Annotated in this window: 11 protein-coding genes; 7 read left to right on the top strand and 4 right to left on the bottom strand. The window is 36.6% G+C overall.

The features are described from left to right. Position 1: 1 nt before the first annotated feature. Positions 2-1,093: a mannose-1-phosphate guanylyltransferase gene (locus O0931_RS05130; RefSeq protein WP_269414477.1), complete on the top strand. Its 1,092-nt coding sequence runs from the start codon at positions 2-4 to the stop codon at positions 1,091-1,093. A 126-nt stretch (positions 1,094-1,219) separates the two neighbouring features. Here O0931_RS05130 and rlmB read toward each other — a convergent pair whose 3' ends face one another. Beyond that, positions 1,220-1,987 carry a 23S rRNA (guanosine(2251)-2'-O)-methyltransferase RlmB gene (gene rlmB, locus O0931_RS05125; protein ID WP_269414476.1) on the bottom strand — a complete coding sequence of 256 codons (768 nt, stop codon included), beginning with the start codon at positions 1,985-1,987 and terminating at the stop codon, positions 1,220-1,222. Positions 1,988-2,184: 197 nt separating this feature from the next. Between rlmB and dnaB the strand changes: the two genes are divergently transcribed. Next, positions 2,185-3,747, top strand: a complete 1,563-nt coding sequence (gene dnaB / locus O0931_RS05120; RefSeq protein WP_269414475.1) for a replicative DNA helicase — start codon at positions 2,185-2,187, stop codon at positions 3,745-3,747. A gap of 106 nt (positions 3,748-3,853) precedes the next feature. Here the strand turns inward: dnaB and chrA are convergent, their stop codons facing one another. Together chrA and O0931_RS05110 are read right to left on the bottom strand one after the other, a co-directional pair. After that, a complete protein-coding gene (chrA, locus tag O0931_RS05115) occupies positions 3,854-5,071 on the bottom strand; it encodes a chromate efflux transporter (RefSeq protein ID WP_269414474.1) in 1,218 nt (405 codons plus the stop codon). A gap of 102 nt (positions 5,072-5,173) precedes the next feature. Next, complete coding sequence (locus O0931_RS05110) at positions 5,174-5,509, bottom strand: tetratricopeptide repeat protein (RefSeq protein ID WP_269414473.1); 336 nt, start codon at positions 5,507-5,509, stop codon at positions 5,174-5,176. A gap of 61 nt (positions 5,510-5,570) precedes the next feature. Between O0931_RS05110 and O0931_RS05105 the strand changes: the two genes are divergently transcribed. The 5 genes from O0931_RS05105 to O0931_RS05085 all read left to right on the top strand — a co-directional run bounded on the left by O0931_RS05105 (position 5,571) and on the right by O0931_RS05085 (position 10,718). Continuing rightward, the gene (locus O0931_RS05105) at positions 5,571-6,308 is read left to right on the top strand and encodes an electron transfer flavoprotein subunit beta/FixA family protein (protein WP_269414472.1); all 738 of its coding nucleotides are present in this window, start codon (positions 5,571-5,573) and stop codon (positions 6,306-6,308) included. Positions 6,309-6,376: 68 nt separating this feature from the next. Continuing rightward, entirely contained in the window at positions 6,377-7,348 is a 972-nt protein-coding gene (locus O0931_RS05100; protein WP_269414471.1) for an electron transfer flavoprotein subunit alpha/FixB family protein, read from the top strand. Between the two features lie 70 nt (positions 7,349-7,418). Continuing rightward, positions 7,419-8,033 carry a bifunctional nuclease family protein gene (locus O0931_RS05095; protein WP_269414470.1) on the top strand — a complete coding sequence of 205 codons (615 nt, stop codon included), beginning with the start codon at positions 7,419-7,421 and terminating at the stop codon, positions 8,031-8,033. 177 nt (positions 8,034-8,210) lie between these two features. After that, entirely contained in the window at positions 8,211-9,590 is a 1,380-nt protein-coding gene (locus O0931_RS05090; protein ID WP_269414469.1) for a nucleoside permease, read from the top strand. Positions 9,591-9,596: 6 nt separating this feature from the next. Beyond that, complete coding sequence (locus O0931_RS05085) at positions 9,597-10,718, top strand: DUF3667 domain-containing protein (RefSeq protein WP_269414468.1); 1,122 nt, start codon at positions 9,597-9,599, stop codon at positions 10,716-10,718. A 68-nt stretch (positions 10,719-10,786) separates the two neighbouring features. Here O0931_RS05085 and O0931_RS05080 read toward each other — a convergent pair whose 3' ends face one another. Further along, positions 10,787-12,076, bottom strand: a complete 1,290-nt coding sequence (locus O0931_RS05080; RefSeq protein WP_269414467.1) for a citrate synthase — start codon at positions 12,074-12,076, stop codon at positions 10,787-10,789. Between the last annotated feature and the right edge of the window lie 7 nt (positions 12,077-12,083).

The following is a 12,083-nucleotide window of genomic DNA, read 5'->3' as shown; positions in this document are numbered from 1 at the left end:
AATGAATAAAGACTTTTATGCTTTAATTATGGCCGGCGGCGTTGGAAGCCGCTTTTGGCCGGTTAGCCGTACAGAACATCCTAAACAATTTATAGATTTCTTTGGCGTTGGTAAAACATTAATACAAAGTACTTACGAACGTTTTCTTTCCATATGCCCGCCGGAGAATATTTTTATAGTTACAAATGAGATTTATTCAGATTTGATTAAAAATCAAATTCCTGATATAACAGATAATCAAATATTAGCAGAGCCGCTTTTAAGAAACACCGCTCCTTGTATTGCTTATGGTTGCATGAAAATTACTGAACTAAATCCTGATGCTACAATTGTTGTTGCACCGTCTGACCATACGATAGCAGATTTACCAGGATTTAATACTTCAATCGAGCAAGCTTTAAAAGCTGCTTCTGAAAATGATTGCCTGGTAACCCTGGGTATTAAACCTAATCGTCCGGATACCGGCTATGGCTATATCCAGCACACCGATCATGTACTTAATACCGACAAAGATTTACATAAGGTTAAAACATTCACCGAAAAACCAAATTTAGAGCTTGCAAAGTCATTCATTCAAAGTGGCGACTTCTTGTGGAATGCAGGTATTTTTATCTGGTCGGCAAAGGCAATTTTGAAAGCTTTTCAGAAGCATTTGCCAGATATGTATGAAATATTCAATTCCGGCAAAAACGATTTAAATACCAATCGTGAAAAGGCTTTTATAAACAATGCCTATTTCCAATGTACGAATATTTCAATCGATTTCGGAATAATGGAGAAAGCAAATAACGTATATGTTTTACCTGCTGATTTTGGTTGGTCTGATTTAGGAACCTGGGCTTCTATCTATGAAATGACTGAAAAGGATTACGTTGGTAATGCCGTTATCCCATCTGAACAAGTGATTATGTTCGATTCATCTAATTGTATGGTTAATGTACCCAAAGATAAGTTGGTTATTTTAAACGGTTTACATGATTTTATCGTGGTCGAAAATAACAATATGCTTTTAATTTGTCCCCGCGACGAAGAACAAAGGGTTAAGGAATTTGTTGCCGAGGTAAAATCAAGATTTGGAAACAAGTTCATATAATAATGGATAATGTGAGATGTATGATGGATGATGTAGCATAGTTCTCGACATCTCCCATCATACATTTTCCATATTCCATTTTACATCATACATTACCCATCTCCCATTTTACATCTTACCTACTCATTAAACTGCTCTCTGCCTGATGGCTTCATACAAAATAACACCTGCGGCAACCGATACATTAAGCGACTCAATTTTACCGGCCATCGGGATTTTTGCCAGATGATCAGCAACCCTTAAAAGTTCATTTGAAATACCTTCATCTTCTGAACCCATAACAATTGCAGTTGGCATTGTATAATCCGGCGCATAAATAAAGTCATTGGTTTTTTCTGTACAGGCAACGATTTGCAAGCCGCTTTCCTGAAGAAAAAGACAAGTTTTGTTAAGGTTTGAATGTCTGCAAATTGGAATGTTAAAAAGCGCACCTGCTGATGTTTTTATCGCGTCTGCGTTAATCTGTGCCGCATTTTTTAATGGAACCACAATCGCGTGTACACCCACACAAGCAGCAGTACGTGCAATTGCACCCATATTCCGGACGTCCGTAACACTGTCTAAAACTAAAATCAATGGCACCTCTCCCTTTTCAAAAACTGCAGGAATAATATCTTCAATATTTTGATAGGTTATTGGTGAAATTACAGCGATAACACCCTGATGGTTTTTTTGAGACATTCGGTTCAGTTTCTCAACCGGAACTGAATTTAAAGGAATTAACGTACCCGCCAGTAAAGCTTTTAATTCCAGAAATAAATCGCCACCCAAGCCTCTTTGCACATAAATTGTTTCGATATCTCTTCCTGCTTTTATCGCTTCGATAACCGCTCTGATGCCAAATACAAATTCATTATTTTCTTTTACGCGTTGTGGTCTTCTAAAATTATCCATGTCAAAAATTGTAAGGCAAAAGTATTCAAATAAATGTTTAGCCGCTAATGTATATTGCTCTTATTAACATTTAATTGTTTAAAAATTTTTAAGATTTCTTAAAAGCCTGAAATTTTAAATTATTTCTGGTTCAATTTGTTAACAACAACTTAAAACTTGTTAAAACAATCGGCCCAACTTTTAACTACTTTTGTATTATGAGTATCGAAAACGAACAAGGCGGAAAAGGCAACATTATATCCCGGAAAGCAAGATTGACAAATACTGTAAGTTCAATGGGTAAGTTGCCACCTCAGGCATTAGATCTGGAGGAAGCTGTTTTAGGTGCACTGATGCTGGAAAAAGATGCCCTATCTGCTGTTATCGATATATTAAAACCCGAAATTTTCTATCAGGAGTCACACCAGAAGATTTTTGCAGCCATTCATATGCTGTTCGAAAAATCAAAACCTGTTGATATATTAACGGTAACTTCTGAGTTACGTCAGCAAGGCACATTAGAAATGGTCGGCGGCGCTTACTACATTACTAACCTGACAAATCGTGTAGCTTCTGCGGCCAATATTGAGTACCATGCCCGTATCATCTCACAAAAATACATACAACGGGAATTAATCAGAATTTCTACCGACATTATTACCAATGCTTACGAAGATACAACTGACATCTTCGATTTATTGGATCATGCAGAGAAAGGTTTATTCGATATTGCTCAAAATAACCTTCGCAGGGATACGCAGAAGATGGATGATATCATCAAACAATCTTTAGCTACGCTGGAAGAATTAAGAACTAAAACCGATGGTTTAACTGGTGTTCCGACGGGTTTTACCGGCTTAGACCGGATTACAGGCGGCTGGCAAAAACAGGATTTGGTTATTATTGCTGCTCGTCCGGCAATGGGTAAAACCGCATTCGTTTTAACCTGTGCAAGAAATGCAACAGTAGATTTCCAGAAACCTACAGTTGTTTTCTCTTTAGAGATGTCTTCTGTCCAACTGGTGAATCGTTTAATATCCGGCGAAGCTGAAATTGAACAGGAGAAAATCAGAAAAGGAAATTTACAGGAATGGGAATGGCAGCAATTACACAGTAAAATTGGCCGTTTAACTGAAGCGCCGCTTCTGATTGATGATACGCCGGCACTGAATATTTTTGAATTCAGGGCAAAATGCAGAAGACTTAAATCTCAATATGATATTCAACTGGTTATTGTCGATTACCTTCAGCTCATGCATGGTAAAGGCGAAAATGGAAAAGGTGGCGGTAACCGTGAGCAGGAAATTGGTAGTATTTCAAGGGCATTAAAATCGGTTGCTAAAGAGCTAGATGTTCCGGTTCTGGCACTGTCGCAGTTAAGTCGTGCGGTGGAGAGCCGACCTGGTTTACAAGGTAAACGGCCAATGTTATCCGATTTGCGTGAATCGGGTTCGATTGAGCAGGATGCGGATATGGTATTGTTCCTTTATCGTCCTGAATATTATGGTATTACCGAAGATGAGCAAGGCCGCTCACAAGCCGGTATTGGCGAGGTAATTATTGCAAAACACCGTAATGGTGAAACCGGGATTGTTCCGCTCAGGTTCGTTGGTAAATTTGTTAAGTTTACAGATTTGGAGGAAGATTTTACCGCTCCTACCTCATTTGCAGCTGATCCATCTGCCGGAATGTACCCATCTCAGGATTTTGAGAAACAAAGTAATGTGATTATCCGTCCATCTAAAATGGATGACTACAATGATGAAGACCCACCTTTTTAATTATGTAAGATGTGAAATGATATATGGATGGTGCAAGAGTTAGAATTGACTACGACTTTGATACCTTTCCATTTCCCGTCACACATTTCCCATCATACATCTTCCATCAAAAAAGGTATCCGATTAAAATTCCCGCTAAAATGATAAGCGGTGGACTTAATTTTGTATAATTAAGCAAAAGAAATGTAACCATCATTATACCGATAAAAAGCCAGTTAAAACCCATTGGGATAATTAAAAGGATAAAGGCTGCGATTATAAAGCCAACGCTTACCGCATTAATTCCTGAAAGGCTGTGTCGTATTCTTGATATTTTCTTTAAATCGTCCCAAAAGGGAACAATAAAAAGCACTAAAATTAATCCTGGTAAATTAATCCCAATTACACCAATCAAGCCTCCAAATATTTGACCCCATGTACCATAACCAAAGTTTTTCATACTTATGGCACCAAGAAAACTGGTAAATGAGAATGTAGGACCAGGTAAAGCTTGTTGAATAGCAAAACCAGATAAAAATTCCGGCACCTGCAGGTAGTGTTTCATTTGCACAAATTCGGTAAACATTAACGGGACAAGAACCTGGCCGCCACCAAAAACTAAAATTCCGTTACGATAAAAATTTTCCAGTAAACGAATTGGCAAACTAAATGGTGAAGTTCTGTTAATGATGGTACCTACTAAGGCAAACAATAGTAGAGCACCCAGAAAATAACTCATTTTTCTTGGGTTAATGTTTGAAAACAGTTTTACCCGTAAATCGGCTTCTTCCTTTGGCGTTTCAATTGCAGAAGATATCATTCCGCCTATTAAAATGGCCAAAGGAAATACATAAGCATTTCTTAATACGAATGTAGCTACAGCGGCACCGATTGCTAAAAAAAATGATATCTCTGATTTCAAGACTTTTTTCCCCAATTGCCAGGCACCATAAGCAACAATACCCAGTGTAATCGGCTGAATGTATTCCAGGATGTCATTAAACTTTTGTTTTTGATCCAACATTGCATAACTAATCGCAGCAAAAGTCATGACGGCGGCTGTTGGTAAAATCCAGATTAAAAATGTAATTATTGCCAGCCTGAGCCGACCAACTTTCCAGGCGATGCCAACCAGGGTTTGCGTAGATGCCGGACCGGGTAAAACCTGTGCTAGGGCATTTAATTCTAAAAGTTCTTCTTCTGTAATAAATTTGGTGTTATGAACAAAATACTTCAACAACAAAGCTAAATGCGCTTGCGCACCTCCAAAAGAAGTAAACGTAAAAAAAATCACATTTCTGAGAAAAAGCCATTGCTTTCTAACCAAAAGCGGTTTTGTATGCATTTAGAGGTAGATTGTTATTATTGATTAACTGATAAAATTGTATAGTTGCTAAATTGTCAACTGAAAACTGCCGACTGAAAACTACTTTAAGGGTTTTGGGGTTTAATCGTCTTCATAATCTAACCCGGCAGCAGAATTATAAGCACCCTGAAGTTCAGACAAAGCATGCATATCCCGCTTGTTTCTCGCCATCACCATACCCTTTTGATAAATTTCGATTGCTTTCTCTTTTTGTTCGTCTTTTTCATATAATTTCCCTAAATGATAATAAGTGCCTACATAATCCGGATGTTTATCCGTTAACTGAAGGTAAAAAGAATAAGCTTTTTCTTTATCATTTTGAGCGTTATACTCTGTGGCTAAGGCATATAGTATAAAGGGATCATTCGGATCACTTTCTAAAAATTCTAATAACTTACTTAAACGGGTAGATGACATTTTAATTCCTTGCTTTTTTAATTAAATTTGCAGAAAGACCTTATATATAAAACGTAATTATATGAAAATATTAGTTTGTATCAGTAACGTGCCCGACACAACGACAAAAATAACTTTTACCAACGATAATACCGAATTCAATACCGCAGGTGTACAATATATTGTTAACCCTTACGATGAAATTGCTTTATCAAGGGCAATTGAACTGACAGAAGGCGGAAAAGGAACTGTAACTGTAATTAATGTTGGCGAAGCGGGCAACGACCCAACCATCAGAAAAGCCCTTGCTATTGGTGCAGACGATGCTGTTAGGGTAAATGCGGCACCCAGAGATGCTTATTTTGTTTCAAAACAAATTGCTGAATATGCGAAAGACAAAGATTTCGACATTATCTTAACCGGACGCGAATCTATAGACTATAATGGTAACCAGGTTGCAGCAATGGTTGGCGAGTTTCTGGATATTCCTTCTATCTCAATCATTAAGAAATTAGATTTTGATGGAGCAACTGCAACAATTGAAAGAGAAATTGAAGGCGGAAAAGAAGTGGTAACGGTTTCCGGTAAATTTATAGCAAGTTGCGCTGAAGGGGTTGCAGAACCAAAAATTCCTAATATGCGCGGCATTATGTCTGCACGAACCAAACCTTTAGCTGTTGTAGATGCCGTTTCAATTGAAGAAGTAACAAAAGTTGCTAAATATGAAACACCTGCACCTCGCGGTGCGGTTAAATTAGTTCCGGCAGAGGAAACTGAGGAGTTGATTAATCTTTTACATAGCGAAGCTAAAGTAATATAAACTGAAATTCATCTATCAAATCATTAAACAGTTATAACAAATCCTGTAAGGGATAAAGAAATAAATATATGTCAGTATTAGTATATGTAGAACAGGCTGAAGGTAAATTTAAGAAATCGGTTTTCGAAGCGGTATCTTATGCCAAAGCGATTGCCGACCAGCAATCAACTAATTTAACCGCTATTTCAATTGGTGATGTAGCTGACGGCGAGCTTAAGGAATTAGGTAAATACGGCGCTTCAAAAGTGTTAAATGTTAGTGTAGATCAACTTAAAACATTTGTTAACCAGGCATATGCCAGTGTTATTGCATCAGCTGCTGAAAAGGAATCGGCAGATATTGTGGTGCTTTCAAATTCGTTCTCCGGAAAAGGTTTAGCGCCACGTATTGCAGTAAAATTAAAAGCCGGTTTGGCAGATGGTGCTGTAGAATTACCAAAAATTGATGGTGGTAAATTCGAAGTTAAGAAAACCGCATTTTCAGGTAAAGCATTTGCTATCACACAATTAACCTCACCCAACAAGATTATTGCTTTAAATCCGAATGCTTTTGGCGTTAAGGAAAATGCAACTGATGTAGCCATAGAGAATTTCTCGGCAGACGTTAAACAATCAGATTTAGGTACCGTAATTAAAGATATCGTTCGTGCTACGGATAAAATTTCTTTACCAGATGCAGAATTAGTTGTTTCAGCAGGAAGAGGCTTAAAAGGTCCTGAAAATTGGGGCATGATTGAAGAATTGGCTGGTTTATTAGGTGCGGCTACTGCTTGTTCAAAACCGGTAAGTGATGCCGATTGGAGACCACATTCAGAACACGTTGGCCAAACCGGTATCGCCATTAGCCCGAATTTATATATCGCGATTGGTATTTCCGGTGCCATTCAACATTTAGCAGGCGTTAGTTCATCTAAAGTTATTGTAGTCATTAACAAAGATCCTGAAGCACCTTTCTTTAAAGTTGCCGATTATGGAATTGTTGGTGATGCATTTGAAGTGGTTCCAAAATTAATTGAAGCTTTAAAGGCACATAAAGGATAATTATGTCATCCTGAGCTTGTCGAAAGACAAATTTAAGTGTTTCGACAAGCTCAATATGACATCTGCAAATATGAAAAAAGTAAAATTAGACATTGTAGGTTTATCTTACAGTCAAACGCAATCCGGCGCTTATGCCCTGGTTTTAGGTGAAGTAAACGGACGCAGGCGATTACCGATTATTATAGGTGCTTTTGAAGCGCAGGCAATTGCCATTGAAATAGAAAAAATGACACCCAGCAGGCCATTAACGCATGATTTATTCAAATCCATGGCCGAAACATTTCATATTAATGTTCAGGAAATTATTATTTATAACCTTGTAGATGGTGTTTTTTATGCAAAGTTAATTTGCAGCGATGGTAAAAATAATCATGAAATAGATGCAAGAACATCTGATGCGATTGCTTTGGCTGTACGGTTTGATGCATTGATTTACACTTACGAATTTATTTTAGCCTCAGCAGGTATTGTAATTGAAGGAAATGATTTTCTGTTTCTCGAAAACATGGACAGTCTGACAAAAGAACCAGACGCAGATACCATTCCAATTGCAACAGGCCAGCAAGGGTTTGGAGATTTAACACTAGAAGAACTTCAGCAAAAATTACAGGAAGCCATTGCTGATGAAGCTTATGAAAAAGCCGCCCGCTTAAGAGATGAACTTAATAAAAGAGGTAAATCCTAAAAACGGTGTTTTTTCTTCGAATCTACCTCAGTTAAGGTTTTAGAAAAAAAAATCCGTTATAAATTAAATTTACCATAATCCAAATTGTGATTAAATAATTTGGATTCATTTTTTGAATTATGCTTTAAATAGTTCTATATTCAACTCTTACTTTCAAAATCAAACTAAACTATTATTATGAATGTTAAGTTTCGCTTAACTGTGATGAGCTTTATGCAATTTTTTGTATGGGCAGCATGGCTGATTACTATTGCAAATTATTGGTTTGGAACCAAACAATGGGATGGTGCAAATTTTGGAATAATTTTTTCTACTATGGGCATTGCATCGCTTTTTATGCCTACAATAACAGGTATACTCGCTGATAAATGGATCAATGCAGAAAAGCTGTATGCCATTTTACATATCCTTTACGCAGCAACGATGTTTTATCTTCCTCAGGTTGAAAATCCACATAGTTTCTTTTGGGTTATGCTGGTCGCTATGTGTTTTTACATGCCCACAATTGCACTGAGTAATTCAATAAGCTATACGACCTTAAAAAACGGAAATTTTGATGTTGTAAAAAGTTTTCCTCCGATTCGTGTTTGGGGTACGGTGGGTTTTATCGTCGCCATGTGGATTACCAATTTAACCGGCAATAAAGCAAGTGCCAACCAATTTTATATTGCAGGCATCAGTGCTTTGTTTTTAGGAATATATTCTTTTGCGCTTCCCGCATGCAAGCCTTTAAATTTAATAAGTGAGAAAAAAACTTTTATACAAAAGCTTGGCCTCGAATCTTTTAAACTTTTTGCGGATTATAAAATGGCATTATTTTTTATTTTTTCGATGTTCCTGGGTGCCGCTTTACAATTAACAAATGCTTATGGAGATGTTTTTTTAGATGAATTTAAGCTTTTCCCTGTTTTTGCAGATTCATTCGTAATCAGATATTCTACAATAATATTATCGATATCTCAAATATCAGAAACACTATTTATACTGGCAATTCCATTTTTTTTAAGGCGTTTCGGTATTAAATGGGTAATCGTAATTGCCATGTTTGCGTGGGTATTACGCTTTGGCTTGTTTGCCTTTGGCGATCCCTCAGCAAATTTATGGATGATTATCATGTCTTGTATTGTATATGGAATGGCTTTCGATTTCTTTAACATATCAGGCTCTTTATTCGTAGAAACTTCTACTACACCAAAAATACGTTCATCTGCCCAGGGCCTGTTTATGATGATGACCAATGGCTTTGGAGCTGTGTTTGGAAGTTTAATATCAGGCTGGATGATTAATAAATATTTTACTACTTATTACAGCAACGTAAATGCACTATCTAAATATGTTAAAAGTGATGCTGACAATGTTCATTTGCTCAAGTTTTTAAAAGACAAAGGCATTAGCGTACTGCAAAACGGAGATTTAAGCAGGTCTTTAGATGTAAAAGACTGGCACAACATATGGCTTTCGTTTACCATTTATGTTTTGGTTATTGCGATAATTTTTGTTGTTACTTTCAAGCATAAACATACCCGTGCAGAAGTAGAAGCTATTAAACATTTATAATTAATCATGTCTACCGGTAAATATAGAAAAGAACATAATTGCTTAAACTGCGGCGCTAATGTGGAAACCCATTACTGCAGTAATTGTGGTCAGCCTAACTTAGAATTAAAAGAAAGTTTCTGGGGTTTTATCAGTCATAGTATCGCCCATTATTTTCATTTTGACAATAAGTTTTTTCAGACCCTAACGCCACTCCTAACTAAACCCGGGCAGGTCACCCTTGATTATTTAGCAGGCAAAAGAGCAAGATACATCAACCCGGTAAGCATGTATATTTTCGTTTCAATTGTTTACTTTTTAGTGGCTTATTCTCCCGAACACATTTCTAAAGAGGACGAACAGACCAACCCTAAAACTCAGGTTGAACAAAAGGCCGTATTAGATAGTGTAGATAAAAAGCTTGAATCAGCAGGTATTAAAGGCAATGCGCCAGGCATCGTTAATAAGGTAAAACAAGGTATTATAGAAGATCTGGATAAAGCAACATTTAAACGACTAAGTTTTAAAGAACAAGATATCGTTTTGGCAAATTTGAAAAAAGAAAATCAGTCAAAAAAATCGGACTCTTTAACCAAAGTCATCAAGAAATTTAGTGTCATTCACGATGAGCGGAACGATTCTACCTATGATGCTTATTTACATCGTCAGAAAACGTTGCCTGTAATTCAAAGAGATAATTGGTTTGAGCGAATGGTAAAAAAACGCTCCATAACAATCGGGGAGAAATCTGAGGTTATTCAGGAAACCTTAGAGCATAACCGCCCTAAACAATTCTTTTTATTAATGCCTTTACTTGCATGGTTTATTATGCTCAACTTTCGCAGAAATCACATCTATTATCTAGACCATTTGATATTTACCATACATGGGATGACCGCCTATTTTATTGTATCTATCTTTACAAAACCACTCATGAAGTATATATTTGGTGAAGATTCTATAATATCTGATATAATTGGACTTGCTATTATCGTATGGATTTGCTGGTATATGTTTAATGCATTAAAAATATTCTACCAGCGTAAAAAAGTAATCGGTAAAATGATTATGATTTTCATCCTTTACGCGATTGCTTTTAAGTTAACTGAAATGGTGATGTTAAATCTAATTTATTACGTAGCTACTTAAAAAATACAGTTACAAAAAAAGCTTCCGAAAATTCGGAAGCTTTTTTTGTATAATTATTTGATAATGAACTATTTCCTGTCTTTTAGTTCAACAAAGGCCCTATCTGTTTCACCTACATAAATCTGACGAGGACGTCCGATTGGTTCTTTATTTTCGTGCATTTCTTTCCATTGTGCAATCCATCCCGGTAAACGGCCTAAAGCGAATAATACCGTAAACATTTCTGATGGGAAACCTAAGGCACGATAGATAATTCCGGAATAGAAATCTACGTTTGGATATAATTTTCTGTCAATGAAATATTGATCTGTTAAAGCGGCCTCTTCAAGCTTCTTGGCAATTTCCAAAATCGGATCATCAATACCTAAGTTTTCTAAAATATCATCACAAGCTTTTTTAATGATTTTAGCACGTGGATCAAAGTTTTTATAAACCCGGTGTCCAAAACCCATCATGCGAAACGAATCATTTTTATCTTTCGCCTTGTTTATCCATTTTTCGGTATCACCTCCATCAGCCTTAATTAATTCAAGCATGTCGATAACAGCTTGGTTTGCACCACCATGAAGCGGCCCCCAAAGTGCTGCAATACCTGCGGCAATGGATGCATATAAATTACAATCGGAAGAACCAACAATGCGAACAGTTGATGCTGAACAATTCTGCTCGTGATCTGCATGCAGAATAAGCAGTTTATTCATTGCGCTAACAACAATCGGATTAACATCATAATCTTCAGTACGCTGACCAAAAGTCATCCAAAGGAAATTGGTTACATAATCATATTTATTTTTCGGGTAGATAAGCGGATGGCCAAGAGATTTTTTATAAATAAAAGAAACAATCGTTGGTAGCTTAGCCAACAATTTTATGATGGTTAAATTTTGTTCTTCAGCCGTTTGATTTGGTTTTAAACATTCCGGATAAAATGTTGATAAAGAGAAAATTAAGGAACCCAACTGACCCATAGGATGAGATCTTGACGGGTAACCATCGAAGAATTTCTTCATATCTTCATGAATCAGCGTGTGCTTGCTGATTTCAGCCTGAAAATCATTAAGTTGTTCCTTTGTTGGTAATTCTCCATAAACAATAAGATAGGAAACTTCGAGGAAACTAGACTTTTCAGCGAGCTCTTCAATAGAATAACCCCTGTATTTTAAAATACCTTTTTCACCATCTAAAAATGTGATTTTACTTTTTGTTGAGCCTGTATTTTTAAAACCTGTATCTAAAGTTACAAAACCGGTTAAATCCCTTAATTTAGAAATATCAATAGCTTTTTCCTCTTCTGTTCCTGTAATTACCGGTAATTCTATTGTCTTACCATCAACTTTAATCTCTGCAATATCTGACATATTATTG

Origin of the sequence: Pedobacter rhodius (genome assembly GCF_027213645.1) — a bacterium.
GTDB lineage: Bacteria > Bacteroidota > Bacteroidia > Sphingobacteriales > Sphingobacteriaceae > Pedobacter > Pedobacter rhodius.
This window is presented reverse-complemented; position numbering and strand designations above follow the sequence as displayed.

Coding starts and splice junctions, on each gene's coding strand:
- O0931_RS05130 (WP_269414477.1), top strand. CDS start 2: ATGAATAAAGACTTTTATGCTTTAATTATGGCCGGCGGCGTTGGAAGC.
- rlmB (WP_269414476.1), bottom strand. CDS start 1,987: ATGGATAATTTTAGAAGACCACAACGCGTAAAAGAAAATAATGAATTT.
- dnaB (WP_269414475.1), top strand. CDS start 2,185: ATGAGTATCGAAAACGAACAAGGCGGAAAAGGCAACATTATATCCCGG.
- chrA (WP_269414474.1), bottom strand. CDS start 5,071: ATGCATACAAAACCGCTTTTGGTTAGAAAGCAATGGCTTTTTCTCAGA.
- O0931_RS05110 (WP_269414473.1), bottom strand. CDS start 5,509: ATGTCATCTACCCGTTTAAGTAAGTTATTAGAATTTTTAGAAAGTGAT.
- O0931_RS05105 (WP_269414472.1), top strand. CDS start 5,571: ATGAAAATATTAGTTTGTATCAGTAACGTGCCCGACACAACGACAAAA.
- O0931_RS05100 (WP_269414471.1), top strand. CDS start 6,377: ATGTCAGTATTAGTATATGTAGAACAGGCTGAAGGTAAATTTAAGAAA.
- O0931_RS05095 (WP_269414470.1), top strand. CDS start 7,419: ATGAAAAAAGTAAAATTAGACATTGTAGGTTTATCTTACAGTCAAACG.
- O0931_RS05090 (WP_269414469.1), top strand. CDS start 8,211: ATGAATGTTAAGTTTCGCTTAACTGTGATGAGCTTTATGCAATTTTTT.
- O0931_RS05085 (WP_269414468.1), top strand. CDS start 9,597: ATGTCTACCGGTAAATATAGAAAAGAACATAATTGCTTAAACTGCGGC.
- O0931_RS05080 (WP_269414467.1), bottom strand. CDS start 12,076: ATGTCAGATATTGCAGAGATTAAAGTTGATGGTAAGACAATAGAATTA.